Origin of the sequence: Burkholderia sp. BCC0506 (assembly GCF_902833145.1) — a bacterium.
In the GTDB taxonomy this organism is placed as follows: domain Bacteria; phylum Pseudomonadota; class Gammaproteobacteria; order Burkholderiales; family Burkholderiaceae; genus Burkholderia.
In genome coordinates, this window is sequence record NZ_CADFEN010000006.1 from 161041 (window position 1) to 186537 (window position 25497).

A 25497-nucleotide genomic window follows, 5' to 3' on the forward strand; every position below is an offset into this window, starting at 1 on the left:
GCAACGGCGTCGGCATCGCGCCGGCACGTGGCGACACAGGCCAAAGCGGGCCCGTATCACGCGGACGATGCAATACGCGCGGAGCGGCGCCCACGGCCCGCCCGAGCGGTCGACGCAAGCCATGAAAAAAGCCGGCCCTGCGGCCGGCTCGACTGAACGACGTGAATCACGTCAATGACGACAAGGAGTTTCGACGATGCTGCGCTGGCTGATCGCTGTTCTCTTTCTCGCCAACATGCTCGCGTTCGTGGTGGCGCGCGGCGTGTTCGGGCCGCTGCCGGCGGCCGGCCCTCGCGAACCCGGCGTGCTGTCGCGGCAGGTACAGCCCGACGCGCTGCGCGTGACCCCGCTCGTGCGGGCGACCGACCAGCCCGTCGTCGGCGGCCCGATCGCGGCGCCGGCCGTCACGACCGCACCGCTCGCGGCATCCGCCCCGTGACGGCGCCGCGCCGCGCTCACGGCTGTTGCGCGCGCACCTTCTTCAGCAGCGCCGTGGTCGAGCGGTCGTGCTCGAACGGAATCGCCAGCGCCCGGCCGCCCCAGCCGCGCACGAGCGCCGATTCCGGCAACGCATCCATGTCGTAATCGCCGCCCTTCACGAGGATGTCCGGCCGGACGGCCTCGATCAGCGACACGGGCGTCTTTTCTTCGAACGTCACGACCCAGTCGACGCTTTCCAGCGCGGCCAGCAATGCCGCGCGATCCTCTTCGCGGTTGATCGGCCGGTCGTCGCCCTTGCCGAGCATGCGCACCGACGCATCGCTGTTCACGCCGACGATCAGGCAGGCGCCGAGCGCTTTCGCATCGGCGAGGTACGTGACGTGACCGCGATGCAGGATATCGAATACGCCGTTGGTGAACACGACGGGCGACGGCAGCGATGCGCGCAGCGCGACGAGGGCATCGCGGGTGATCAGCTTGCGTTCGAAGGTGGCGGACATGATGGAGATCGGACGGAATGAACGACGGCGCGCGCGACGGCGGCACCCGATAAAAAGCCCGCCGGACCGGCCGGCGGGCTTCATGCGACGAACGCGACGCGGGGCCGCGCGCCCCGCGCCGCCGGCCTCAGGCCGGTTGCGCGGCCGACGACGGGCCGCTTTCGGCCTGCAGACGGCTGGTGACTTCCTTGCGATAGCGGTTCAACTCCTGCGCGGTCGCGAACGTGCGCTCGAACAGGATCGACAGGTTGTGCAGGATCCGCTCGACCACCTTCTTCTCCCACTCGCCGTCGAAACGGATCTGCTCGTCGAGCCAGCGCTCGAGCCATTCCGGATCCGGCAGACGCGATTGCACGGTGTCGCGCGGGAACAGCGCCTGGTTCACGTGCAGGTTGGTCGGGTGCAGCGGCTTCTCGGTACGGCGCGCCGACGCCATCAGCACGCCGATCTTCGCGAACGCGGCACGCGCGACGTCGCCGCAGTTGTTCAGCGCCTTCTTCATGTAGCGCAGGTACGCGCCGCCATGACGCGCTTCGTCGCGCGAAATCGTTTCGTAGATCTGCTTGATGACGGGCTCGGTATGCCAGTCGGCCGCGCAGCGGTACCAGTGGTTCAGGCGGATCTCGCCGCAGAAGTGCAGCATCAGCGTCTCGAGCGGCGGCGCCGGATCGAACTGGAAGCGCACCGCGTGCAGTTCCTCCTCGGTCGGCACCATCTCCGGCTTGAAACGGCGCAGGTATTCCATCAGCACGAGCGAATGCTTCTGCTCCTCGAAGAACCACACGCTCATGAACGCGGAAAAGTCGCTGTCGTGCTGGTTGTCGCGCAGGAACATTTCCGTCGCGGGCAGCGCCGACCATTCGGTGATCGCGTTCATCTTGATCGTCTTCGCCTGCTCGTCGGTGAGCAGCGAAGCGTCGAACTTGTCCCACGGAATGTCCTTCTCCATGTCCCAGCGGACGGCTTCGAGCGACCTGTAAAGTTCCGGATAAAGCATGGTGTTCATGATGGTCCCACCCCTGTTCTGCGCAATGCGACTTCTCTAAACGTGACTGTTGCCGCGCAAGCGCGCCACGCGCGCTTTTTGCAGCCAAGACTGTAATTTTACGCGGGAAACCGGCCCGCCGGACGCTGATTCCTCGTCCGGCTGCCGGGCGGCCGCGTTGCCGCCGTTGGGCATGCCGCAACCCGCTCCGTTCGGACGGAGCCGGCCGCGCTTGCCTGAGTGGGGGCCGGCGCTGGCCGGCTCGGTGGCGCGCCCGTCCCCTGCCCCAGGCGGGTTCCCCGAAAGGTCCCGTGCGGATGCCGGATCGGCGGGCTGCTCGATATGGTGTATACGGCGGCGGCCATGATAGCACGCGTGCATGACGGTTCCGAGACGCTTGCCCGGTCGTGCACCGCCAATCGGGGGTGCGGCGATCGGTCGCGGCCGACCGTCGCGAAAACGCAACCTTACATTGCGCCTGCATGTGTCAGACCCGTATTTCTCCCGCCGCGAGGCCGCCTTCCGGCGGCGTGCCGGCCACCGGCGCGCTGCTGCCGTCCGCCTGCGCGATCCAGCCGGCGAGCGTCTCGCGCTGCGCGCGGCCGTCGCGGTAGCCGAGCTCGATCAGCTCGCGCGTGAAAGCCTCCTCGAACAGCAGGTAGCTCGCGAACGACGCGCCGGCCGGCTGGCTGCCGCCGACCGCGCCGAGCAGCCCGCGCATCGTCGCGGGCATCTGCTTCAGGTGTTTCGCGGCGATCAGTTCGATGCGCTCGGACGGCGCGATCGCGAGCACGTCGACGTGCCGCCAGCCGCTGTCGACCTCGACCTGATGCGGCAGGTGCTCGATCATCCGGTTGATGTGCTCGATCCGTTCGATGTCCGAACCGATCGAGTCGAGGAAGACGCTCGCGAGCACCTGCTGGCCGATCTGCGCGAGCGTCGGGTAGCCGCGTGCGCGTCCCGCGCCGTTCGCGGCCGGAATCTCGGGCCGCGGATCGGCTGCACCGACGACGACGATCCGGTCCGCGCCGAAGTGGATCGCCGGCGACAGCGGCGCGATCTGCCGGATCGAGCCGTCGCCGAAGTACTCGACCTGCCCGTCGAGCACGAGCGGCACGGCGGGGAACACGAACGGAATGGCCGACGACGCGAGCAGGTGCGACGCCGACAGGTCGACGAGCCGCGCGGTGCGCTGCGCGCGCCGCCACGCCTGGATCGGCTCGGCGGCCTGATAGAACGTGAGGTGCCGGCCGCTCGAATAGCTGAGCGCGGTGACCGCGAGCGCGTGCAGCAGGCGCGCCTCGAGCATCTGCTCGATCCGGTGGAAGCTCAGCTCGCGCTGCAGCAGGTGCGCGAGCGGCGTGTTGTCGAGCAGCCCGCGGGGCGAGCGGCGGGCCGCCCAGCCGAACGTCATCGTCGCGAGCCAGCGCGCGCCGGCCGCCGCGATGCCGAGCCAGTCCGTGCGATAGACGTAATCGGCGCGCAGCGGCTCCCAGAATTCGAGCAGGCGCCGCACGCCGTGCGAGAAGTCGTCCGCGTGGCTCGCGATCGACGTCGCGTTGATCGCGCCGGCCGACGAGCCGCACACGACCGCGAACGGCAGCGTGTGGCGTTGCGGATCGGCCTCGCGCGCGATCTCGGCCAGCGCCTTCAGCACGCCGACCTGGTATGCGGCGCGCGCGCCGCCTCCCATCAGAACGAGCGCGAGTCGCATGATCGGCCTGCTACCTGCGTCGCCTCACGTCGAGCGCTTCGGCGGCCGCGTTTCGGGCGACGAAGCGGCCGCCGCGCGCGCCGCGGCCGAACCGGACGGCTTCGCGCGCTTCGCGGCGGGCCGGCGCGGCGCGGCCGCGGCGGGCTTCGCGGCGGGTTCGGGCGCGGCGGCGGCCTCCGGCGGCGCGGCACCCGGCGCCGCGGGCTGCATGCCCGGCTGCGCCATCGCGAGACTCGCGAGCTGGTTGAATTGCGTCTGCAGCAGGTTCCACCAGCCGGCCGGGTCGAACGGCTGCTGCGCGGGGTCGCCCGCCGGCGCATCCGTGGCGGACGCCGCGGCATCGGGCGCAGGCGCGGCCTCGCCCGCCGACGCCGACGCGGGCTTCGCGGCCTGCGCGGCGGCCACGGCCGCGTCCTCGGCCGCCGCCATCGAGCTTTGCGCGAACGCGCCGAACGCGCGCAGCGTCGCGAGCGTCGCGCGCTGCACCTCGAGCGCCTGGATCGCGGACTGCAGCATCCCGAGATTGAGCTTCAGCCACTGCTCGACCGCGCGCAGATCGGTGATCCGCTTGTCGAGCTCCTCGACGTTCGTGAGCGGCGCCATCATGTCGGACATGCTCGACAGCGACGGCGGCAGCCCGTGCGTGGCGCCCGGAAACGGCGCCATCCCGCCGAACGGCGACATCCGGATCATCTCCCACATCCGGTCCATCATGTCGGCGGGCTGGAACCCGGCAAAGCCGGCGAAAGGGTTGGCGCCGGAGGCATCGGTCGTCATACGGGCATCCTGGTTGACTGGGGGAGCGAGGCGGCCGCCGTGCGTCGCGCAGCCGCGCGTGGTTCGATCATAGCGCGCGCATCAGAACGGCGCGTCGCCGGGGAACGCGGGCGGGCGCCGCTCGCGCAGCGAACGGATGCCTTCCTGCACGTCGGGCCCGGAAAAACCCATGAATTCGAGCGCGAGCGACGTATCGAAGGTCGGCCCGGCCGTGCGCAGCCAGTTGTTCAGCGCGTACTTGGTCCAGCGGATCGCCGACTGCGAACCGTGCGCGAGCCGCTCGGCCACCTCGTACGCCTTCGGCAGCAGGTCGGCCGGCTCGACCGCGAGCGAGACCAGCCCGATCCGCTCGGCCTCCTCGCCGCTCACGGGCTCGCACAGCATCAGGTAGTACTTCGCCTTCGCCATCCCGCACAAGAGCGGCCACACGATCGCCGCGTGGTCGCCGGCCGCGACGCCGAGCCGCGTATGGCCGTCGATGATGCGCGCATCCTTCGCGGCGATCGAGATGTCGGCGAGCAGCCCGGCGACGAGCCCCGCGCCGACGGCCGGGCCGTGCATCGCCGACACGATCGGCTTGCCGCAGTTGATCACGTTGTAGACGAGGTCGCGCGCCTCGCGCCACACGCGGGCGCGCACGTCGAAATCGTTCGCCATGTCCTCGACGAGCGCGAGATCGCCGCCCGCCGAAAAGCCCTTGCCTTCGCCGCGGATCACCGCGACGCGCGTGTCGGGATCGCGATCGACGTCGCGCCAGATGTCGGCGAGCTCGCGATGCATGCGCGCGTTCGCGGTCGCGAGGCCGCTGCGGTTCGCGCCCTCGCCGCTCATCACGATGTCGAGCACGCCATGGTCGCGGCGCGTCACCTTCAGTGCTTCGTAACCGCCGTACGCGGCAAGATCGGCCATCTGCTGCTCCCTGTTCGAGGCGCTCGAACGCTTGAATCGAGTGTAGCCAAGCCCGCGCGGTCAAACATCGGGCGAAACCCGGCGCGCGGGCCGAAGCCGGGTTTCGCCGTCGCGTGGCTTACGCCGCGCCGTCGGGCGGGGAAACCGACTGCTCGATCGCGCCGAAGATCGACTTGCCGGCCTCATCGAACATCTCGATGCGCACGGTATCGCCGTAGCGCATGAATTCGGTCTGCGGCGCGCCGTGCTCGATCGTCTCGAGGCAGCGCTTCTCGGCAATGCAGCAGTAGCCGCGCTTCGCGTCCTTGTTCGATACCGTGCCGGAGCCGACGATCGAGCCGGCACGCAGGTTGCGCGTCTTCGCCGCGTGCGCGATCAATTGGCCGAAGTGGAACACCATGTCGGTGCCCGCATCGGGCTGGCCGACCTTCTTGCCGTTCCAGTGGACGATCATCGGGCGGTGCACGCGGCCTTCGCGCCACGCGTCGCCGAGCTCGTCGGGCGTGACGGCGACCGGCGCGAACGCGGTGGCCGGCTTGCTCTGGAAGAAGCCGAAGCCCTTCGCGAGCTCGGCCGGAATCAGGTTGCGCAGCGACACGTCGTTCGCGAGCGTGACGAGCCGCACGGCCTTCAGCGCATCGTCGGGCGACGCGCTCATCGGCACGTCGCCGGTGATCACCGCGACTTCCGCCTCGAAATCGATGCCCCATTCCTCGGACGGGCACACGACGTCGTCGCGCGGCCCCAGGAAATCGTCGCTGCCGCCCTGGTACATCAGCGGATCGGTCCAGAACTCGGGCGGCATCTCGGCGCCGCGCGCGCGGCGCACGAGCTCGACGTGGTTCACGTACGCGGAACCGTCGGCCCACTGGAACGCGCGCGGCAGCGGCGCCATGCAGTTGGCCGGATCGAACGCGAACGCGTTGCGCGCGCGGCCGTGGTTCAGCGCGTCGTACAGGTCGCGCAGTTGCGGCGCGTAGAACGCCCAGTCGTCGAGGACGCGCTGCAGCGTCGGCGCGATCGCATCGGCAATCGCCGCGGTGTGCAGGTCGCGCGACACGACGATCAGCTGGCCGTCGCGCGTGCCGTCCTTCAGCGAAGCAAGTTTCATAGGGAGGATCTGCCGTTGTAGTGACGATGGAGGGAATCTATTTTACGATGGTGAATCCATGCGGCGCGCCACGATCGCGCACGCCGTTTTCGCCCCGTTTCCCGTCGCCTTTTCGCGCACCCGTTGCCCATGCCCGCCAGCCCGCTTCCCGACGACGATCTCGCCGACTCAGATACCGACGACGCCGCTGCCGGCGAACACGGCGAGAAGGTCCGCTCCGGCATCCAGTCGATCGAGGTCGGCTTCCGCCTGCTCGACGTGCTCACGAGCGAGCCGCGCGCGATGATGCTGCGCGATCTCGCGCAGCGCGCGGGCATGAGCCCGGCGAAGGCGCACCGCTACCTGGTCAGCTTCTCGCGGCTCGGCGTCGTGTCGCAGGACCCCGTCTCGGGCCGCTACGAGCTGGGCGGCTTCGCGCTGCAGATGGGCCTCGCGCGGCTCGCGCGTGTCGACGGCGTGAAGCTCGCGCGGATCGCGCTGACCGAATTCCGCGACCGTCTCGACCAGACGGTCGGCATCGCGGTCTGGGGCAACCAGGGGCCGACGATCGTGCACTGGATGGAATCGAGCCATCCGGCGAAGGCGTCGCTGAAGCTCGGCGACGTGATGCCGCTGCTCGGCTCCGCGACCGGCCTGCTGTTCGCCGCGTACCTGCCGCGCAGCAAGACCGCCGCGATGCTGGAGCGCGAACTCGCCGATACGCGCCGCTCGCCGCACCACGGCGGGCCGCGCACGCTCGACGAAGTCGACGCGGTGCTCGCCGACGTGCGTGCGCACCAGGCCGCGCGCGTCGAGGGGATGCTGCTGCCGACGATCCATGCGTTCTGCATGCCGGTGTTCGACGCGGTCGGCGAACTCGCGCTCGCGATCGTCGCGCTCGGCCAGGAAGGCTCGTTCGACATCGCGTGGGGCGGCGAGATCGACACCGCGCTGCGCGCCTGCGCGCGGAAACTGTCTTACGAACTCGGCTATAGTCCCGACGCACGCGACGCCTGACGCATCCGCCTCACGTCACGCCGCGCGAACGCGCAGCGCATCCGGCGGTCCGATTCCTGTGGCGCGCGCCGCGCGTCCGACGTCACCCACGCGCCCGACCCTGTTCCGATGCCCAAGCAGCCTGCCGACCTTCGCCCGACTCATGCCCTGCCGCGCCGCTGGCTGCGCGTGGGCGTCGCGCTCGTCGCCGTGCTGGTGCTGCATGCGCTTGCCGGGCTCTGGCTGATGCGCAACCGCGAATCGTTCACGCCGCCGCCGGCCGCCGACATCCCCGTGCAGATCGAGCTGCTGAAACCGCAGCCGATCGAGCGCCAGCCGGCCCCGCCGGCGCCGAAGCCGGCCGAACGTCCGGCCGCGCCCGCCGCGCCGCAGGCGGCCCCGCCGAAACCCGCGCCGTCGCACGAGCCGGTGCTCACGTCGACGCAGACGGCCGAGCACGGCGAACCGCCGGCGGCCGCCGCGTCCGCGGCGAGCGGCACACCGGGCGCCTCGGGCGCGCACGCCGCGTCGGCCGCCGGCGCCAGCGCCGCGACACCGGGCCCCGCCACGAGCGGCGTGAAGTTCGCCGCGCCGCCGTCCGGCGACCTGCAGTACGACACGTTCTACAACGGCATGCAGAACATGATCGGCACGATCCACTGGCGCACCGACGGGCACACGTACGACTTGTCGGTATCGATGCCGGTGCCGTTCGTCGGCCCGTTCGCCTATCGCAGCGAAGGCCGCATCGACGCGTTCGGCGTCGCGCCCGACCGGTACGTCGAAAAGCGCGGCAAGCGGCCGGAAGACATCGCGATCTTCAACCGCGAGATCCGGCAGGTCGTGTTCACGCGCACGCCGAACAACGCGCCGCTGCCAGACGGTGTACAGGACCGCTTCAGCATGCTGATGCAGTTGTCGGGGCTCGTGCGCGGCAATCCCGCGGCCTACAAGCCGGGCGTCACGCAGCAGTTCTTCGTGATCGACAACAACAGCGGCGAGACCTGGCCGATCACCGTGATCGGCGACGAGCAGGTGCAGACGCAGGCCGGCATCATCGCGGCACGGCACTTCATGCGCCTGCCGCGCCGCGAGGGCGACACGCGCCGCATCGACATGTGGCTCGCGCCGTCGCTCGGCTGGCTGCCCGCGCGGCTCGTGCAAAGCGAGCCGAACGGTGCGCAGATCGAGCTGCTGTGGCACGGCCGCCTCGCCGCCCCGGGCGTGCCCGCCGACGCCGCGCCGGCCGGCGCCGCAACGAACGCGCCTGCCGCCGCACCGGCATCCGATGCATCGGCCGCGCCGCCCGCGGAATCGGCACAACCGGTGCAATCGGCACCGCCCGCGACGATGCAACCGCCGGCCTCGCCGGCTGTCGCACAGTGAATGTGCATGAATCGGCAATTTCGACCGATTACAGATTTTCCGGAAATGGCCGATGACACTCTTTAACAACTATTTCAGTCCACCGGCTCACAATGAGAAACGTTTGATAGACATCGGCTTCTAACCGATACACCCCACGCGAACGGGAGGAACGGGGTGTGCAGCGCAAGCCCCTTGAAACCGGCAAGGCTCGCCCCACCTAGGGGACAACAAGGCCAGATGCCACTGCGAAGAGGAGTGCCGCCATGCAAATGATCTACAACAGCCCCAACTACTGCGTCGTCGAATTTGCGCCGCAGGCCGGCCATCACCTGATGAATGCCGGCGGATACGAAATCGTCGACAAGAACGCGCAGCGCGAGATCTTCATCGACGGCGAACTTGCCGAACGATTCCGCGCACACGTGAAGCAGCTGATCGAGGATGAACCGTCGCTCGACGAGGTCGACGAATTCCTCGGACAATTCGACAGCCTGATGATGATGCCCGTCGTGCTGCACTGACGACCGCGGCCCGGCGCGTCACGCGGCCGGGCCATTCGCCGCGCATCGACGCGGCGCCGCGTGCACTCCGATCCTGCCCCCGTCCGGTTCGCCGGCGGGGGCTTTCCTTTGGCGGGCCGTCCGGCCGCGCGGCGAGGGCCGGCGACCGCTTGACGCACCGGCTACAATGACGGTTTTCCGTCTTCGCCGGTCTTCCGCCCATGTCTGCGACTCCTCTCGCCGCTTCCGTCCCGCTCGACGCGCCCTACACGCGCGGCGCCGCCCTGCCCGCGCTGCTGAAATCGCGCATCCTGATCCTCGACGGCGCGATGGGCACGATGATCCAGCGCTACAAGCTCGACGAAGCCGCGTATCGCGGCGAACGCTTCAAGGATTTCCCGCGCGACATCAAGGGCAACAACGAGCTGCTGTCGCTCACGCAGCCGCAGATCATCCGCGAGATCCACGACCAGTACTTCGCGGCCGGCGCCGACATCGTCGAGACCAACACGTTCGGCGCGACGACCGTCGCGCAGGCCGACTACGGGATGGAAGATCTCGTCGTCGAGATGAACGTCGAATCGGCGAAGCTCGCGCGCGAATCGGCCGCGAAATACGCGACGCCGGACAAGCCGCGCTTCGTCGCGGGCGCGATCGGGCCGACGCCGAAGACGGCCAGCATCTCGCCGGACGTCAACGATCCGGGCGCACGCAACGTCACGTTCGACGAGCTGCGCACCGCGTACTACCAGCAGGCGAAGGCGCTGCTCGACGGCGGCGTCGACCTGTTCCTCGTCGAGACGATCTTCGACACGCTGAACGCCAAGGCCGCGCTCTTTGCGCTCGACGAGCTGTTCGAGGACACCGGCGAGCGCCTGCCGATCATGATCTCGGGCACCGTCACCGATGCGTCGGGCCGGATTCTCTCGGGCCAGACCGTCGAGGCGTTCTGGAATTCGCTGCGCCACGCGAAGCCGCTCACGTTCGGCCTGAACTGCGCGCTCGGCGCGGCGCTGATGCGCCCGTACATCGCCGAGCTCGCGAAGCTGTGCGACACCTACGTGTCGTGCTACCCGAACGCGGGCCTGCCGAACCCGATGAGCGACACCGGTTTCGACGAAACCCCCGACGTCACGTCGGGCCTGCTGAAGGAATTCGCGCAGGCCGGGCTCGTGAACCTCGCGGGCGGCTGCTGCGGCACGACGCCCGAACACATCGCCGAGATCGCGAAGGCGCTCGCCGACGTGAAGCCGCGCCGCTGGCCGAGCCAGTACGGCGAGAACGCCTGACCCGACCGCCCCACGTCCTTCATCAAAAGAATTCGCACCGCCATGACCGATCACATGATGCGCCTTGCCGGCCTCGAGCCGTTCAACGTCACGCCCGGGACGCTCTTCATCAACGTCGGCGAACGCACCAACGTCACCGGCTCGAAGGCGTTCGCACGGATGATCCTCAACGGCCAGTTCGACGAGGCGCTCGCCGTCGCGCGCCAGCAGGTCGAGAACGGCGCGCAGGTGATCGACGTCAACATGGACGAGGCGATGCTCGATTCGAAGGCGGCGATGGTGCGCTTCCTGAACCTGATCGCGTCGGAGCCGGACATCGCGCGCGTGCCGATCATGATCGACTCGTCGAAGTGGGACGTGATCGAAGGCGGCCTCAAGTGCGTGCAGGGCAAGGCGATCGTGAACTCGATCTCGCTGAAGGAAGGCGAGGACGCGTTCCGCCACCACGCGAACCTGATCCGCCGCTACGGTGCGGCCGCGGTCGTGATGGCGTTCGACGAAACCGGCCAGGCCGATACCTACCAGCGCAAGATCGAGATCTGCAAGCGCTCGTACGACTTCCTCGTGAACGAAGTCGGCTTCCCGCCGGAGGACATCATCTTCGACCCGAACATCTTCGCGGTCGCGACCGGCATCGAGGAGCACAACAACTACGCGGTCGACTTCATCGAGGCGACCCGCTGGATCAAGCAGAACCTGCCGCACGCGAAGGTGAGCGGCGGCGTGTCGAACGTGTCGTTCTCGTTCCGCGGCAACGACCCGGTGCGCGAGGCGATCCACACCGTGTTCCTGTATCACGCGATCCAGGCCGGAATGGACATGGGCATCGTGAACGCGGGCCAGCTCGGCGTGTACGCCGATCTCGACGCGGAACTGCGCGAGCGCGTCGAGGACGTGATCCTGAACCGCCGCGCGGATTCCACCGATCGCCTGCTCGAGATCGCCGACAAGTTCAAGACCGGCGCCGCGAAGAAGGAAGAGAACCTCGAGTGGCGCAACCAGCCGGTCGAGAAGCGCCTCGCGCACGCGCTCGTGCACGGCATCACGACCTTCATCGTCGAGGACACCGAGGAAGCGCGCGCGAAGATCGCCGCGGCCGGCGGCCGCCCGATCAACGTGATCGAAGGGCCGCTGATGGACGGGATGAACGTCGTCGGCGACCTGTTCGGCCAGGGCAAGATGTTCCTGCCGCAGGTCGTGAAGTCGGCGCGCGTGATGAAGCAGGCCGTCGCGCACCTGATCCCGTTCATCGAGGAAGAAAAGCGCCTGCTCGCGGAAGCGGGCGGCGACGTGCGCGCGAAGGGCAAGATCGTGATCGCGACCGTCAAGGGCGACGTGCACGACATCGGCAAGAACATCGTGTCGGTCGTGCTCCAGTGCAACAACTTCGAAGTGGTCAACATGGGCGTGATGGTCCCGTGCAACGAGATCCTCGCGAAGGCGAAGGTCGAAGGCGCGGACATCATCGGGCTGTCGGGCCTCATCACGCCGAGCCTCGAGGAAATGGCGTACGTCGCGTCCGAAATGCAGCGCGACGACTACTTCCGCGTGAAGAAGATTCCGCTGCTGATCGGCGGCGCCACGACGTCGCGCGTGCACACGGCCGTGAAGATCGCGCCGCACTACGAAGGCCCGGTCGTCTACGTGCCGGACGCGTCGCGCTCGGTGTCGGTCGCGTCGAACCTGCTGTCCGACGAAGGCGCGGCGAAGTATCTCGACGAGCTGAAGTCGGACTACGAGCGCATCCGCGACCAGCACGCGAACCGCAAGGCGCAGCCGATGGTCACGCTTGCCGACGCGCGCGCGAACAAGACCAAGGTCGACTGGGCGAGCTACACGCCGGTGAAGCCGAAGTTCATCGGCCGCCGCGTGTTCAGGAACTACGACCTGAACGAGCTCGCGAACTACATCGACTGGGGCCCGTTCTTCCAGACCTGGGATCTCGCCGGCCCGTACCCGGCGATCCTGAACGACGAGATCGTCGGCGAATCGGCGCGGCGCGTGTTCTCCGATGCCAAGTCGATGCTCGCGCGCCTGATCCAGGGCCGCTGGCTGACCGCGAACGGCGTGATCGCGTTGTTGCCGGCGAATACCGTCAACGACGACGACATCGAGATCTACAGCGACGAGTCGCGCTCGGAAGTGCTGCTCACGTGGCGCAACCTGCGCCAGCAGAGCGTGCGCCCGGTGGTCGACGGCGTGATGCGGCCGAACCGCTCGCTCGCCGATTTCATCGCGCCGAAGGAATCGGGTGTGGCCGACTACATCGGGATGTTCGCGGTGACGGCCGGTCTCGGCGTCGACGTGAAGGAAAAGCAGTTCGAAGCCGACCACGACGACTACAGCGCGATCATGCTGAAGGCGCTCGCCGACCGTTTCGCGGAAGCGTTCGCGGAAGCGATGCACGCCCGCGTGCGGCGCGAGCTGTGGGGCTATGCGAGCGGCGAGACGCTCGACAACGACGCGCTGATCGCCGAGAAGTACACGGGCATCCGCCCGGCGCCCGGTTACCCGGCCTGCCCCGACCACCTCGTGAAGCGCGACATGTTCGACGTGCTGCACGCGGACGAGATCGGCATGAGCGTGACCGACTCGCTGGCGATGCTGCCGGCCGCGAGCGTGTCGGGCTTCTACCTCGCGCATCCGGACAGCCGCTACTTCTCGGTCGGCAAAATCGGGCAGGATCAGCTCGAGGACTACGCGCGGCGCATGGCGCTGTCGCTCGACGACGCGCGCCGCGCGCTCGCGCCGCAGCTCTGATCGACGCACACGGGCGGCCCGGCCGCCTTTTCGTCAGACAAAATGAAAAGCCCGCTCGAAAGCGGGCTTTTTTGTCAGGCGAACGCTTCGATCCGCCCGGCAACGAAGCAGGAAGCTCAGAAGCCCCAGTGCACGTCGGCCTCGCCGGCCTTCGCTTCGCGCAGCATCGTGAGGAACGGCGCGACGCGCTGGGCCAGGCTCGGCGGCACTTCGTGGTGCGCGTGGTCGGCTTCGTCCTCGTGGAAATGGCCGGCGTGCTCGGCGCGCTCCTGCTTCGCCTGCGCGACCGCGCCTTCCAGCTTGGCGATCGCGTGGTCGAGTTCGTCATGCGTGATCACACCGCGCTCGCCCAGCTGCTTGCCGACGAGACCCAGCACATACACGGCGAAATCCTTCAGCACGTCGAGATCCTGTGCCGCCTTGCTCTTGAACGTAATCATGACAATTCCCTTTTCATCTTGTTGTGCCTGCGCGACGCGGTTGGGGGACGCCGGCAGACCGGCGTCCGGCCTCGCGGACGCGGGCCGCCTGAGCGGCATATTAGCACCTGTTAAAATTCTGCGATCCCTGAAACGCGCGCTTAAAAAGCACGCCGGCGGGCCGGCGTTTCCGGCCCCCACCAACGAAGCCTTCTACCAGCATGCTGCCAGCACACAAACAGACCCTCGAAGCCCTGCTCGCGGATAGCGTCAAGCAGGTCGCACACGCGCTGAAAGGCGCCGACGCGGCAAACGCCGACGTGGCATTCGTCGCCCCGGCCATCACGCTGGAGCGCCCGAAGGTCGCCGCGCACGGCGACGTCGCGTGCAACGTCGCGATGCAGCTCGCGAAGCCGCTCGGCACGAACCCGCGCCAGCTCGCCGAGCAGATCGTCGCCGCACTGACCGCGCAGCCGGCCGCGCAAGGCCTCGTCGAAGCCGCCGAGATCGCCGGCCCCGGCTTCATCAACCTGCGCCTGTCGGCCGCCGCGAAGCAGGCGGTGATCGCCGCCGTGTTCGACCAGGGCCGCGCGTTCGGCACGTCGGATCGCGAGAAAGGCAAACGCGTGCTGATCGAGTTCGTGTCGGCCAACCCGACCGGCCCGCTGCACGTCGGCCACGGCCGCCAGGCCGCGCTCGGCGACGTGCTCGCGAACGTGATCGCGAGCCAGGGCTACGCGGTGCACCGCGAGTTCTACTACAACGACGCGGGCGTGCAGATCGGCAACCTCGCGATCTCGACGCAGGCGCGCGCCCGCGGCCTGAAGCCGGGCGACGCGGGCTGGCCGGAAGCCGCGTACAACGGCGAGTACATCGCCGACATCGCGCGCGACTACCTGAACGGCGAGACGGTCGCCGCATCGGACGGCGAGCCGGTCAAGGGCGCGGGCGACGTCGAGGATCTCGACGCGATCCGCAAGTTCGCGGTCACGTACCTGCGTCGCGAACAGGACATGGACCTGCAGGCGTTCGGCGTGAAGTTCGACCAGTACTACCTCGAATCGTCGCTGTACAGCGAAGGCCGCGTCGAGAAGACGGTCGACGCGCTGATCAAGGCCGGCATGACCTACGAACAGGACGGCGCGCTGTGGCTGCGCACGACCGACGAAGGCGACGACAAGGATCGCGTGATGCGCAAGTCGGACGGCACGTACACGTACTTCGTGCCGGACGTCGCGTACCACGTGACGAAGTGGGAGCGCGGCTTCACGAAGGTGATCAACATCCAGGGTTCGGACCACCACGGCACGATCGCACGCGTGCGCGCCGGCCTGCAGGGGCTGCACATCGGGATCCCGAAGGGCTATCCCGACTACGTGCTGCACAAGATGGTCACGGTGATGCGCGACGGCCAGGAAGTGAAGATCTCGAAGCGCGCGGGCAGCTACGTGACGGTGCGCGACCTGATCGAATGGTCGGGCGGCGCGGCGGCGGGCCAGGAGGCGGCACCCGACCTGATCGACGAGGCGACCATCACGCGCGGCCGCGACGCGGTGCGTTTCTTCCTGATCTCGCGCAAGGCCGATACCGAGTTCGTGTTCGACATCGACCTCGCGCTGAAACAGAACGACGAAAACCCGGTCTACTACGTCCAGTACGCGCATGCGCGGATCTGCTCGGTGCTCAACGAGCTGAAGTCGCGCTACAACGTCGACGTCGCGCAACTGCCGGGCGCCGACCTGTCGCAGCTGACGAGCGCGCAGGCGGCATCGCTGATGCAGAAGCTGGCCGAGTATCCGGACATGCTCACGCACGCGGCGAACGAGCTGGCGCCGCACGCGGTCGCGTTCTACCTGCGCGATCTCGCTGGCGAATTCCACTCGTTCTACAATGCGGAGCGCGTGCTGGTCGACGACGAGGCGCCGCGCAATGCGCGCGCCGCGCTGCTCGCCGCGACCCGGCAGGTGCTCGAAAACGGCCTGACGGTGCTCGGCGTGTCCGCACCCGCCAAGATGTAACGATGTCAGCGCGGCCCGAACCGGGCTGCGAATGGCTGCGGCAGCGCCCGTCGTCGGATTGCCGGCCGCCGGGTGCCCGTCGCAGCCCTCTCACGATTCTTTTTGCAGGTGACTCAAGCAATGGCACAACCACGCCGAACTTCGAAGCAATCGAAACAAGCCGGAGGGACATTTCTTGGAATCGTGCTGGGCCTGATCGTCGGCCTCGCGATCGCCGTGGTGGTGGCGCTCTACATCACGCGCTCGCCGTCGCCATTCGTGTCGAAGGTCGCGCCGCCGCCGGCCGACAACGGCGCGAGCCAGCCGCAGCAGTTCGACCCGAACCGCGCGCTGCAGGGCAAGACGCCCGGCCAGCCGGTGCCGCAGGCCGCGCAGTCCGCGCCGCCCAACACCGCGCCCGGCCAGGCCGCGAACCAGACGCAGGGCGGCCTGCTGCCCGAGCCGCAGATCGTCGAAGTGCCGCCGTCGGGTAACGCGAACGGCTCGTCCAGCGGCTCGAGCAACGCCACCGCGTCGAACACGCCGTCGTCGGGCAACGGCGTCGCCGTCGCGCCGAAGCCGGCCGACACCACGCCGCCGCCGAAGAAAACGCAACAGGCGCAGCAACAGCAGCAAGGCGGCGAGGACGATCTCGCCCGCTTCGCCGCGCAGAAGCAGGCGCAGCAGGCTGCCGCGCAAAAGCAGCAGCAACAGCAGCAGGCCGCGAACACGCCGAAGCCGACGTCGTCGGCCGCGGCGGCGGCAGCGGCGAAGCCGCCGACCGCGAACGACGCGAACACCGGCTACTTCCTGCAGGTCGGCGCGTACAAGACGGAAGGCGACGCCGAGCAGCAGCGTGCGCGCCTCGGCTTCCAGGGCTTCGAATCGAAGGTGTCGAAGCGCGACGTCAGCGGCGTGACCTATTTCCGCGTGCGCGTCGGCCCGTTCTCGAAATTCGAGGATATGAACTCGGCCCGTCAGCGCCTGTCCGATGCAGGTGTCGACACGGCGGTGATCCGCTTCACGAAGCAGTAAGCCAACCGGCCGAGCCCACGCAGAACCCGTTACGTTTCGTAACCCGAGCAACCGATTCGACGTTCACAACATGAAAAAACTGCTTAGCACGCTTCTTCTGTCCCTGGGCCTGGCTGCCGGCCTCGCCCAGGCTTCGCCCGCCGCCCCGGTGTCCGGCAAGGACTTCGAGGTGATGAAGTCGCCGCAGCCGGTGTCCGCGCCGGCCGGCAAGGTCGAGGTGATCGAGTTCTTCTGGTACGGCTGCCCGCACTGCTACGAGTTCGAGCCGACGATCGAGGCCTGGGTGAAGAAGCAGGGCAACAACATCGACTTCAAGCGCGTGCCGGTCGCATTCCGTGACGATTTCCTCCCGCACTCGAAGCTGTTCTATGCGGTGTCCGCGCTCGGCATCTCGGAGAAGGTCACGCCGGCGATCTTCAACGCGATCCACAAGCAGAAGAACTACCTGCTGACGCCGCAGGCGCAGGCCGACTTCCTGGTCACGCAGGGTGTCGACAAGAAGAAGTTCATGGACGCGTACAACTCGTTCAGCGTGCAGGGCGAGGTGAACCAGTCGGCCAAGCTGCTGAAGGACTACGCGATCGACGGCGTGCCGACGGTCGTGGTCCAGGGCAAGTACAAGACGGGCCCCGCTTACACGAACAGCATCCCGGGTACCGCCCAGGTGCTCGATTTCCTCGTGAAGCAGGTTCAGGACAAGAAGCTCTGATCCCCGCCCGCGCGCCGGCATGACTACTCCGCTGAAGGTCTTCATCACCGGTGCGTCGAGCGGCCTCGGCCTCGCGATGGCCGAGGAATACGCCCGCCAGGGCGCCACGCTCGCCCTCGTCGCGCGACGCACCGATGCGCTCGATGCGTTCGCGCGGCGTTTCCCGAAGCTGTCCATCTCCGTCTATTCCGCCGACGTGCGCGACGCCGATGCGCTCGCGACCGCCGCCGCATCGTTCATCGCCGCGCACGGCTGCCCCGACGTCGTGATCGCGAACGCGGGCATCAGCCAGGGCGCCGTCACGGGCCAGGGCGATCTCGCGGCGTTCCGCGACGTGATGGACATCAACTACTACGGGATGGTCGCGACGTTCGAGCCGTTCGTCGGCCCGATGACGGCCGCGCGCCACGGCACGCTGGTCGGCGTCGCGAGCGTCGCCGGCGTGCGCGGCCTGCCCGGCTCCGGCGCGTACAGCGCGTCGAAATCGGCGGCAATCAAGTATCTCGAAGCGCTGCGCGTCGAGCTGCGCCCGGCCGGCGTCGGCGTCGTGACGATCGCGCCCGGCTACATTCGCACGCCGATGACCGCGCACAATCCGTACCGGATGCCGTTCCTGATGGATGCCGACCGCTTCGCCGCACGCGCGGCGCGGGCGATCGCCCGGCAGCACGCGTTCCGCGTGATCCCGTGGCAGATGGGCGTCGTCGCGAAGGTGCTGCACGTGCTGCCGCGCTGGCTGTACGACCGCCTGTTCGAAAAGGCGCCGCGCAAGCCGAAGGCCGGCGCGCACTGAGCGCGTCGTGGCTCCGGCGCGCGTCTCGCCGGATCGCTGCCGGGCCGCGGCCTGATCCGTATCGCCATACCGCGCGAATCCGCGCGGGTCTCCACTCTCGTATCGCCCCACACGCTCTCGCACGACTGTCGCGATCCGGCCCGTTCCGGCGTTTGCGCCGCGCCGCGCATTTCCGCCCCGCATTCGCAGCCGCCTGCCCGTCCCCCTCGCGTCCCTCGCCTCCCTCGCGCGCGCCCCTGCGGGGATCGCCGCATCAACGCCCGTTCCGTCGCGAACGCAGCCGTTTTTCGCTCAATTCGCCGCGTTCCGGCGCCTTTTTTCACGCGTCGCGCGCTTTGACGGTATGCTATTCGCCAGCCGCGCCGGCCCTGCCTGGTCACGGGCCGCGCCTGCCTTCGTCATCCAGCGAAAAACACAAGCCACGTGGGAGATCCTATGCACGTCAAGCTGTTCGCCGCGGCCGCCGTTGCCGCCGCCCTTGCCGCCCCCGGCCTCGCCGCCGCCAAGCCGCTCACCGTCTGCACGGAATCGAGCCCGGACGGCTTCGACGTCGTGCAGTACAACTCGCTCGTCACGACCAACGCATCGGCCGACGCGATCTTCAACACGCTCGTGTCGTACGACGAAGCCGCGAAGAAAGTCGTGCCCGCACTCGCCGACAAGTGGGAAGCGAGCGCCGACGGCCTCACGTACACGTTCCACCTGCGCCCGAACGTCGCGTTCCAGACCACCGACTATTTCAAGCCGGGCCGCCCGCTGAACGCGGACGACGTCGTGTTCACGTTCTCGCGAATGCTCGACGATGCGAACCCGTGGCACAAGGTCGCCGGTGCGAGCGGCTTCCCGCACGCGCAGTCGATGGGCCTCGTGAAGCTCGTGAAGTCGGTCACGAAGGTCGACGACAACACGGTGAAGTTCGTGCTGAACGAACCGAACGCGACCTTCGTGTCGATCCTGACGATGGGCTTCGCGTCGATCTACTCGGCCGAATACGCGGACCAGTTGCTGAAGGCCGGCAAGCAGGCCGACCTGAACGCGAAGCCGGTCGGCACCGGCCCGTTCGTGCTGAAGAGCTACACGAAGGACGCGCTGATCCGCTACGACGCGAACCCGACGTACTGGGGCACGAAGCCGAAGGTCGACCGGCTGATCTATGCGATCACGCCCGACCCGTCGGTGCGCCTGCAGAAGGTGAAGGCCGGCGAATGCCAGATCGCGCTGTCGCCGAAGCCGCAGGACGTGCTCGCCGCAAAGGGCGACGGCGCGCTGAAGGTCGTGCAGACGCCCGCGTTCATGACCGCCTTCGTCGCGCTGAACACGCAGAAGAAGCCGCTCGACAACGACAAGGTGCGCGAGGCGCTGAACCTCGCGTTCGACCGCGCGACCTACCTGAAGGTCGTATTCGACAACACGGCGACGGCCGCGAACAATCCGTATCCGCCGAACACGTGGAGCTATGCGAAGGACATCGCGGCGTATGCGTACGATCCCGCGAAGGCGAAGCAGCTGCTCGCGCAGGCCGGTTTCCCGAACGGCTTCTCGACGACGATCTGGACGCGCCCGACCGGCAGCGTGCTGAACCCGAACCCGAAGGCCGGCGCGGAACTGCTGCAGGCCGACCTCGCGAAGATCGGCGTGAAGGCCGAGGTGAAGGTGATCGAATGGGGCGAGCTGATCAAGCAGGCGAAGCTCGGCCAGCATGACATGCTGTTCATGGGCTGGGCCGGCGACAACGGCGATCCGGACAACTACCTGTCGCCGCTGTTCAGCTGCAACGCGGTGAAATCGGGCATCAACTTCGCGCGCTTCTGCGATGCGCAGCTCGACAAGCTGATCGCCGACGGCAAGTCGACCGCCGACCAGGCCAAGCGCGCGAAGCTGTACGAAAGCGCGCAGAAGATCATCCACGACGAGGCGCTGTGGATTCCGCTCGGCTACCCGACCGCAGCCGCGTTGACGCGCACGAACGTGAGTGGTTATCACGTGAGTCCGTTCGGACGACAGAATTTCACGACGGTAAGCGTTCAATAACCCGACACGACCGAAACCGGTCACAGACTTAGAGCCCGGCCGCACATTGCGGCCGGGCTTTTTTTATAGGTTTGTTTCAGTTGAACGAATCGAAACGGCATCCCCACGCCGACGCGGGCGTAGTGCCATTCAGCTGTTTAAAACAACCAAATCAGCCGACCAAATTCATACGCGTCCCATATCAAACCAGCAAATCGGCCTATACACTTTTTTCCACTCTGAAACATCGCAACACCAACTATTCAACGAATATCCACTCCGAGACAGGGATGTCCGATGTCAGAAAGCCAAGCATTACAGATGCTCGCACAGCTCATCTGGAATAGTTTCATGATCGCAGGCCCCGTGCTTGTCGCGACACTCATCGCCGGCCTGCTCGTCAGCATTTTCCAGGTTGTCACGCAACTGCAGGAGATGAGCTTGAGCTACGTGCCCAAGCTCGTCGTCGCCGGCATCGTCATCGTGATGCTTGCCCCGTGGATGCTCGGCCGTCTGACAGGCTTCACCACCACGTTATTCGCCGGCATTGCGGATCTCCGCTGAATCATGCTCACCGTAACCTTCACCGGTTGGGCAACGGCAGCGCTGCTGCTGTCACTGCGCCTCGGTCCGCTGTTCGTGTTCGCGCCGCCATTTTCGCAACTCCGCGTGCCGGTGCGGATTCGCGTCTGCCTCGTGCTTGCACTGGCCGGAGCACTCGCCACGCCCATGCCAGTCCCGCTCCGAGACACCCCCTCGGCGCTCTTCACCGGTGTGCTTTCCGAGCTCGCGCTGGGGCTCGCGCTCGCCTTTCCGTTCCAGGCCGCGTTCGCCGCGCTGTCGTTCGCCGGCCGCGCACTCGATGTACAGGCCGGCTTCGGCCTTGCGACAGTCATCGATCCCGGTTCGCGCGGGCAAGCCCCGCTGTTCGGCACGCTCCTTACGCTCGGCGCCGGTGCCGTCTGCTTTGCGAGTGGCGCACACCTCGAGCTGCTGCGGCTCGTCGTCGCCTCGGTGGAGCGGATGCCACCCGGCACGGCACGCGTCGTCGCATCGCCGCAGGCGTTCATCGGCTACTTCGGCACGGTCATGAGCATCGGTATCGGTGCGGTCGCAGCCGTGATGCTCGCACTGTTCCTGATCGATCTGTCGATCGCGTTCCTGTCGCGCACGTTGCCTCAATTGAACGCGTTGATGCTGGGCCTGCAGGTCAAGGCAATCGCCGCGATCGTCGCCACGGCGCTATCGATCGGTCTCCTCGCGCCCATCGCCTTGCGGTTGCTGCGCAAGGCACTCGAATTCGCCCCCGCATCGGGAGCATTCTGATGGCCGACCAGGAACAGGAAAAATCCGAGCAGGCGTCTCGCCACAAGCTCGCCAGCGCACGCAAGCGGGGGCACTTGCCGCGCAGCCAGGAGCCCGGCATCGTGCTCGCCATCGCGGCCAGTACCGGCTATCTGTGGCTGTCCGGCGAGCAGATGGCCGGTCGGGTGGCCGCGCTCGCCACGCGCATGCTCGACGACGCAGCCGGCCTCCCGGCCGACGGCCGCGCGATCGCGCACTGGCTCGGCGCGCTGCTGCCCGACGCGCTGGCCATCATCACGCCCCCGGTCACTGCGGCGGCGGGAGGCGCACTCGTCGGCGCGCTCGCGCAGGCCGGCTTCCTCTTCGCGCCCGACGCGCTGAAGGCCGATTTCTCGCGCCTGAACCCGGCGACCGGGATCAAGCGCCTGTTCTCGATGCAGATCGTGCTTGACGCGGCCAGAGCCTGCATCAAGCTGGGCGTCTACTGCACGCTCGCCTATCGATGCATCGCCGACACCGTGCGCGCCGCATCGCATGCCGGACTAACCGCGGCCGGCTTGGCCCGTACGCTCGGCTCGGCCGGCATCGCGCTCGCGGCACAACTGTTGATTGCAGCGGCACTCTTCACCGTGTTCGATTACGCATTGGTTCGGCGCCGGTTTGCCAAGCAAATGCGAATGAGCCGACATGAGATCAAGCAGGAATTCAAGCAGCATGACGGCGATCCCCGCATCAAACAACGCCGTCGACAACTGCAGCGCGAGCTGCTGCAGCGTTCGCGCAGCCTGCGGGGGATCCGCGGAGCGGACGTGCTCGTGACCAACCCGACGCACTACGCGGTGGGCCTGCGCTACGTCCCCGTCGAGATGGCCGCGCCGACCGTCGTGTCGAAGGGCGCCGGCGAGTTTGCGTTGCGCCTCAGGAAGCTCGCGTTCATCCATCGCGTGCAGATTGTCGAGGCGCCGGAGCTCGCCCGTCAGTTATTCCGCCACGGCTCGCTCGAAAGAGATATCCCGCCGCAGTTGTTCGCCGCAACCGCCGCGGTCTACCTGCATGTCCGACGTACGCGGGAGCCCGCACGATGAGCTGGCTCGAGACCCGGCTGCGCGGTCAGTCCGATCTCGCGCTCGTGTTCGCGGCGAGCGCGATCCTGTTGATCCTGTTCGCGCCGGTGCCTGCGGCGGTGCTCGATCTCCTGATCATCGTCAACTTCGCGTTTGCGTTCACGATTCTCCTGCTGACGTTCTACGTGACCCGGCCGGTCGAATTCTCGACGTTTCCTTCACTGCTGCTGATCGCGACGCTGTTCCGGCTGTCGCTCAACGTCGCGGCGACGCGTCTCATCCTGTCCGGCGCCCATGCCGGGCAGGTCATCGACGCGATTGGACAGTTTGCGGTGCAGGGCAACTACGTGATCGGGTTGATCGTGTTCTTCATTCTGGTCGTCGTCCAGTACGTGGTGGTCACCAACGGCGCGCAACGCGTATCCGAAGTCGCCGCGCGCTTCGTGCTCGATGCGATGCCTGGCCAGCAGATGAGCATCGATGCCGACCTCAACATGGGGCTCATCGATCAGGACGAGGCAAAACGCCGTCGCAAAACGCTCGAACGCGAAGCGGGCTTTTATGGCTCGATGGACGGTGCCAGCAAGTTCGTCAAGGGCGACGCGGTCGCCGGCATCATTATTCTGCTCATCGACATTCTCGGCGGCTGGGCGGTCGGTGTCGCGCAGATGGGCATGTCGTTCGGCGACGCGGTGCGCACGTTCACGCTGCTCACCATCGGTGACGGCATCGTCACGCAAGTGCCCGCCCTCGTGATCTCGGTCGCGACCGGGATCATCGTCACTCGTTCGTCGGCGGACAACGCGCTGAGCCATGAAGCGCTGCGCCAGCTCGCGCGCTTTCCGAAGATTCAGCTGCTTGTCGCGGCGGCGCTGACGGGCCTCGTCGCATTGCCCGGCATGCCGAAGTGGCCCGCCGCCCTCCTCGCGCTCGCAGCGTTCGGTGTCTGGGCCGGCACGCGGGTCCGCCCCACGCCGGCGAGCGACGACACCATGCCGGCGGCGCAGGCGTCCAGCGCTGCGGGCCCGGCCGCCCTGCCGGCCGTCGAGGTCGCGTTCGGCGCGGCGCTGACGGCCGCCTGGCAGCCGATGCAAGCCGTCTTCGCCGAGCGCATCGCGGCCTTTCGCGACCAGTATGCCGACGAAAGCGGCTTTATTGCACCCGCCGTCGTGTTTCGGGATTCGGCGCAACTCCCACCGGACGAGTACCAGATACGGCTGTTCGGTACCCGCTTCGGGCAGGCCGTGATGTATCCCGGCCGCACGCTCGCGATACACCCTGCGGGCGTGACGGGTACCCTGCCCGGCGACGCGACACGGGATCCGGCGTTTGGCCTGCCCGCCGTCTGGATCGACGATGACCAGCGGGATCGCGCGAAAGCGCTCGGTCACACGTGCGTCGATCCTGTCACCGCGCTTCTCACCCACGTCGCGGAGCTGATCAAGACCCACGCTGCGCGCCTGTTCGGCCGCGCCGAAACGATCGCGCTGCTCGACGGCGTGCGCGCGCGTCAGCCCGGTCTCGTCGACGAAGTCGTGCCGAACCTGCTTGCCATCGGCGACGTCCAGCAGGTATTGCAGGGACTGCTCGCCGAGCAGGTTCCGATCCGCGATATCGATCTGATCGTGCAGACGCTCGCCGACGCCGGGCGCCACGAGAAAGATAGCGCGCGGCTTGTCGAGGTTGTGCGCCAGCGCCTCGGCCATGCGATCTGCCAGCGTGTGCAAGGCGAGCGAGACACGCTTGCAGTCATGACGCTCGACCCGGCACTGGAAGCCGAAATCGCGCGCAATCTCGCCGGCGCCGACGGCCACGGCACGCATGTGCTCGATCCGCGGCTCGCCGAACCCTTCCTGGCCCGGCTGCTCGCGCACACCGAAGCGATGATGCGCCAAGGACACACACCCGCGCTGCTGTGCCGGCCCGATGTCAGACGCGCGCTCAAGACCTTCTCCCGCCGCGTCGCACCACGGCTCGTCGTGCTGTCGATCAATGAAGTGCCGGATGTGATCCCGCTACGTGCGTTCGCGACCGTCAGCATCGATCCGCAGCCCGCCGCGTCGCCCGCTTCCTCCTCCGCGCCCACTGCGCCGCTCGCTGCATAACCACCACACCACGCCTGAGGCCCCGATGGATGACCTGATGACGTTGTCGCTACGCCTGATCTCGCTCGAAACGCAGCGCGCGGAAACGGCCGCACGCAATCTTTCGAACGTCGCGACCCCTGGCTATCAGCGCGAGATCGCCTTCCAGGACATGCTGACAAGCGATGCAACACAAGCAGGCGGCGAGCCGTCGATCCGCCGGCTAACCGATTTCTCGGCCGGCCGGCTCGTCCGGACCGGCGATCCGTTCGACCTGGCCATCGCCGGCGACGGTTTCTTCAGAGTACTGACCGATGCCGGCCCCGCATACACGCGTACCAGCTCGTTCCGGCGCGCGGCCGACGGGCGCCTCGTCACCCGCGCAGGCGGCTGGCCGCTGCAGGGCGCGCACGGCGACATCGTCGTCAGCCTGGACGGCTGGCGGATCGAACCGGACGGCACCGTGCTCGATCACGGGATACCGACGTCCGTCATCCGCGTCGCGACGTTCGACACTCCGTCGCGCCTGCAGCCCGTCGCGAACGGACTGTACGTGCCGCGCGACACGACCGGTATGCGGGACGTCCCGCCCCGGCTCGCCCAAGGTTTCGCCGAGACGTCCAACGTCAGCGCGGCCGACGACATGGTGCGGCTCATCGAGGCAATGCGTCGCGTCGAAACCGGACAAAAGCTCGTCCATGCGTACGACGACTTGATGGGCACCGTCCTGCAACGCCTCGGAGGCATGTGAC

23 protein-coding genes are annotated in these 25497 nt (G+C 67.8%); 16 read left to right on the top strand and 7 right to left on the bottom strand.

Annotation, left to right across the window (positions count from 1 at the left end):
* Window positions 1-196: 196 nt before the first annotated feature.
* Window positions 197-439, top strand: a complete 243-nt coding sequence (locus HWX62_RS15800; RefSeq protein WP_126363560.1) for a hypothetical protein — start codon at window positions 197-199, stop codon at window positions 437-439.
* Between the two features lie 16 nt (window positions 440-455).
* Here HWX62_RS15800 and rfaE2 read toward each other — a convergent pair whose 3' ends face one another.
* From rfaE2 to HWX62_RS15830, 6 genes are all read right to left on the bottom strand, one after another.
* A complete protein-coding gene (gene rfaE2, locus HWX62_RS15805; RefSeq protein ID WP_175927927.1) occupies window positions 456-941 on the bottom strand; it encodes a D-glycero-beta-D-manno-heptose 1-phosphate adenylyltransferase in 486 nt (161 codons plus the stop codon).
* A gap of 127 nt (window positions 942-1068) precedes the next feature.
* Entirely contained in the window at window positions 1069-1947 is an 879-nt protein-coding gene (locus tag HWX62_RS15810) for a diiron oxygenase (RefSeq protein ID WP_034208501.1), read from the bottom strand.
* A gap of 466 nt (window positions 1948-2413) precedes the next feature.
* Window positions 2414-3640, bottom strand: coding sequence for a patatin-like phospholipase family protein (locus HWX62_RS15815; protein WP_175927929.1), 1227 nt, complete (start codon window positions 3638-3640; stop codon window positions 2414-2416).
* 24 nt (window positions 3641-3664) lie between these two features.
* Window positions 3665-4417 carry a PhaM family polyhydroxyalkanoate granule multifunctional regulatory protein gene (locus HWX62_RS15820; RefSeq protein ID WP_175927930.1) on the bottom strand — a complete coding sequence of 251 codons (753 nt, stop codon included), beginning with the start codon at window positions 4415-4417 and terminating at the stop codon, window positions 3665-3667.
* Window positions 4418-4498: 81 nt separating this feature from the next.
* Complete coding sequence (locus HWX62_RS15825) at window positions 4499-5326, bottom strand: enoyl-CoA hydratase/isomerase family protein (RefSeq protein WP_175927931.1); 828 nt, start codon at window positions 5324-5326, stop codon at window positions 4499-4501.
* A gap of 118 nt (window positions 5327-5444) precedes the next feature.
* Window positions 5445-6437: a fumarylacetoacetate hydrolase family protein gene (locus HWX62_RS15830; RefSeq protein ID WP_175927932.1), complete on the bottom strand. Its 993-nt coding sequence runs from the start codon at window positions 6435-6437 to the stop codon at window positions 5445-5447.
* A 129-nt stretch (window positions 6438-6566) separates the two neighbouring features.
* Here HWX62_RS15830 and HWX62_RS15835 point away from each other — a divergent pair, with 129 nt between their 5' ends.
* From HWX62_RS15835 to metH, 5 genes are all read left to right on the top strand, one after another.
* Window positions 6567-7433 carry an IclR family transcriptional regulator gene (locus HWX62_RS15835; protein WP_175927933.1) on the top strand — a complete coding sequence of 289 codons (867 nt, stop codon included), beginning with the start codon at window positions 6567-6569 and terminating at the stop codon, window positions 7431-7433.
* A gap of 108 nt (window positions 7434-7541) precedes the next feature.
* Entirely contained in the window at window positions 7542-8798 is a 1257-nt protein-coding gene (locus tag HWX62_RS15840; protein WP_175927934.1) for a DUF3108 domain-containing protein, read from the top strand.
* A 245-nt stretch (window positions 8799-9043) separates the two neighbouring features.
* A complete protein-coding gene (locus tag HWX62_RS15845) occupies window positions 9044-9301 on the top strand; it encodes a DUF3567 domain-containing protein (protein ID WP_006477667.1) in 258 nt (85 codons plus the stop codon).
* Window positions 9302-9501: 200 nt separating this feature from the next.
* Window positions 9502-10569, top strand: a complete 1068-nt coding sequence (locus tag HWX62_RS15850) for a homocysteine S-methyltransferase family protein (RefSeq protein WP_175927935.1) — start codon at window positions 9502-9504, stop codon at window positions 10567-10569.
* A 42-nt stretch (window positions 10570-10611) separates the two neighbouring features.
* Entirely contained in the window at window positions 10612-13329 is a 2718-nt protein-coding gene (metH, locus tag HWX62_RS15855; protein ID WP_175927936.1) for a methionine synthase, read from the top strand.
* Between the two features lie 116 nt (window positions 13330-13445).
* Here metH and HWX62_RS15860 read toward each other — a convergent pair whose 3' ends face one another.
* Complete coding sequence (locus tag HWX62_RS15860; RefSeq protein ID WP_011353361.1) at window positions 13446-13769, bottom strand: DUF1840 domain-containing protein; 324 nt, start codon at window positions 13767-13769, stop codon at window positions 13446-13448.
* A gap of 200 nt (window positions 13770-13969) precedes the next feature.
* Here HWX62_RS15860 and argS point away from each other — a divergent pair, with 200 nt between their 5' ends.
* From argS to HWX62_RS15910, 10 genes are all read left to right on the top strand, one after another.
* Window positions 13970-15766: an arginine--tRNA ligase gene (argS, locus tag HWX62_RS15865; RefSeq protein ID WP_175927937.1), complete on the top strand. Its 1797-nt coding sequence runs from the start codon at window positions 13970-13972 to the stop codon at window positions 15764-15766.
* Window positions 15767-15886: 120 nt separating this feature from the next.
* Window positions 15887-16780 (top strand): SPOR domain-containing protein, encoded by an 894-nt coding sequence (locus HWX62_RS15870; protein ID WP_175927938.1) that lies wholly within the window; start codon window positions 15887-15889, stop codon window positions 16778-16780.
* A gap of 70 nt (window positions 16781-16850) precedes the next feature.
* Complete coding sequence (locus tag HWX62_RS15875; protein WP_175927939.1) at window positions 16851-17489, top strand: thiol:disulfide interchange protein DsbA/DsbL; 639 nt, start codon at window positions 16851-16853, stop codon at window positions 17487-17489.
* A gap of 19 nt (window positions 17490-17508) precedes the next feature.
* Window positions 17509-18282 carry an SDR family oxidoreductase gene (locus HWX62_RS15880; protein ID WP_011546330.1) on the top strand — a complete coding sequence of 258 codons (774 nt, stop codon included), beginning with the start codon at window positions 17509-17511 and terminating at the stop codon, window positions 18280-18282.
* Window positions 18283-18717: 435 nt separating this feature from the next.
* On the top strand, window positions 18718-20313 hold the full coding sequence (locus HWX62_RS15885; protein ID WP_175927940.1) for an ABC transporter substrate-binding protein: 1596 nt from the start codon (window positions 18718-18720) through the stop codon (window positions 20311-20313).
* 300 nt (window positions 20314-20613) lie between these two features.
* On the top strand, window positions 20614-20856 hold the full coding sequence (locus HWX62_RS15890; protein WP_244136047.1) for a flagellar biosynthetic protein FliQ: 243 nt from the start codon (window positions 20614-20616) through the stop codon (window positions 20854-20856).
* Between the two features lie 3 nt (window positions 20857-20859).
* Window positions 20860-21618, top strand: coding sequence for a flagellar biosynthetic protein FliR (locus HWX62_RS15895; protein WP_175927942.1), 759 nt, complete (start codon window positions 20860-20862; stop codon window positions 21616-21618).
* Complete coding sequence (locus HWX62_RS15900) at window positions 21618-22682, top strand: EscU/YscU/HrcU family type III secretion system export apparatus switch protein (RefSeq protein ID WP_175927943.1); 1065 nt, start codon at window positions 21618-21620, stop codon at window positions 22680-22682. Before HWX62_RS15895 ends, HWX62_RS15900 begins: the two co-directional genes overlap by 1 nt.
* Window positions 22679-24766, top strand: coding sequence for a flagellar biosynthesis protein FlhA (locus tag HWX62_RS15905; RefSeq protein WP_175927944.1), 2088 nt, complete (start codon window positions 22679-22681; stop codon window positions 24764-24766). The genes HWX62_RS15900 and HWX62_RS15905 overlap by 4 nt, the downstream gene beginning before the upstream one ends.
* Window positions 24681-25496, top strand: a complete 816-nt coding sequence (locus tag HWX62_RS15910) for a flagellar hook basal-body protein (protein WP_244136048.1) — start codon at window positions 24681-24683, stop codon at window positions 25494-25496. Before HWX62_RS15905 ends, HWX62_RS15910 begins: the two co-directional genes overlap by 86 nt.
* Window position 25497 lies beyond the last annotated feature (1 nt).

Bases quoted from the DNA above. Each gene is read 5' to 3' on its own strand.
- HWX62_RS15800 (WP_126363560.1), top strand. From the start codon at position 197: ATGCTGCGCTGGCTGATCGCTGTTCTCTTTCTCGCCAACATGCTCGCG.
- rfaE2 (WP_175927927.1), bottom strand. From the start codon at position 941: ATGTCCGCCACCTTCGAACGCAAGCTGATCACCCGCGATGCCCTCGTC.
- HWX62_RS15810 (WP_034208501.1), bottom strand. From the start codon at position 1,947: ATGAACACCATGCTTTATCCGGAACTTTACAGGTCGCTCGAAGCCGTC.
- HWX62_RS15815 (WP_175927929.1), bottom strand. From the start codon at position 3,640: ATGCGACTCGCGCTCGTTCTGATGGGAGGCGGCGCGCGCGCCGCATAC.
- HWX62_RS15820 (WP_175927930.1), bottom strand. From the start codon at position 4,417: ATGACGACCGATGCCTCCGGCGCCAACCCTTTCGCCGGCTTTGCCGGG.
- HWX62_RS15825 (WP_175927931.1), bottom strand. From the start codon at position 5,326: ATGGCCGATCTTGCCGCGTACGGCGGTTACGAAGCACTGAAGGTGACG.
- HWX62_RS15830 (WP_175927932.1), bottom strand. From the start codon at position 6,437: ATGAAACTTGCTTCGCTGAAGGACGGCACGCGCGACGGCCAGCTGATC.
- HWX62_RS15835 (WP_175927933.1), top strand. From the start codon at position 6,567: ATGCCCGCCAGCCCGCTTCCCGACGACGATCTCGCCGACTCAGATACC.
- HWX62_RS15840 (WP_175927934.1), top strand. From the start codon at position 7,542: ATGCCCAAGCAGCCTGCCGACCTTCGCCCGACTCATGCCCTGCCGCGC.
- HWX62_RS15845 (WP_006477667.1), top strand. From the start codon at position 9,044: ATGCAAATGATCTACAACAGCCCCAACTACTGCGTCGTCGAATTTGCG.
- HWX62_RS15850 (WP_175927935.1), top strand. From the start codon at position 9,502: ATGTCTGCGACTCCTCTCGCCGCTTCCGTCCCGCTCGACGCGCCCTAC.
- metH (WP_175927936.1), top strand. From the start codon at position 10,612: ATGACCGATCACATGATGCGCCTTGCCGGCCTCGAGCCGTTCAACGTC.
- HWX62_RS15860 (WP_011353361.1), bottom strand. From the start codon at position 13,769: ATGATTACGTTCAAGAGCAAGGCGGCACAGGATCTCGACGTGCTGAAG.
- argS (WP_175927937.1), top strand. From the start codon at position 13,970: ATGCTGCCAGCACACAAACAGACCCTCGAAGCCCTGCTCGCGGATAGC.
- HWX62_RS15870 (WP_175927938.1), top strand. From the start codon at position 15,887: ATGGCACAACCACGCCGAACTTCGAAGCAATCGAAACAAGCCGGAGGG.
- HWX62_RS15875 (WP_175927939.1), top strand. From the start codon at position 16,851: ATGAAAAAACTGCTTAGCACGCTTCTTCTGTCCCTGGGCCTGGCTGCC.
- HWX62_RS15880 (WP_011546330.1), top strand. From the start codon at position 17,509: ATGACTACTCCGCTGAAGGTCTTCATCACCGGTGCGTCGAGCGGCCTC.
- HWX62_RS15885 (WP_175927940.1), top strand. From the start codon at position 18,718: ATGCACGTCAAGCTGTTCGCCGCGGCCGCCGTTGCCGCCGCCCTTGCC.
- HWX62_RS15890 (WP_244136047.1), top strand. From the start codon at position 20,614: ATGCTCGCACAGCTCATCTGGAATAGTTTCATGATCGCAGGCCCCGTG.
- HWX62_RS15895 (WP_175927942.1), top strand. From the start codon at position 20,860: ATGCTCACCGTAACCTTCACCGGTTGGGCAACGGCAGCGCTGCTGCTG.
- HWX62_RS15900 (WP_175927943.1), top strand. From the start codon at position 21,618: ATGGCCGACCAGGAACAGGAAAAATCCGAGCAGGCGTCTCGCCACAAG.
- HWX62_RS15905 (WP_175927944.1), top strand. From the start codon at position 22,679: ATGAGCTGGCTCGAGACCCGGCTGCGCGGTCAGTCCGATCTCGCGCTC.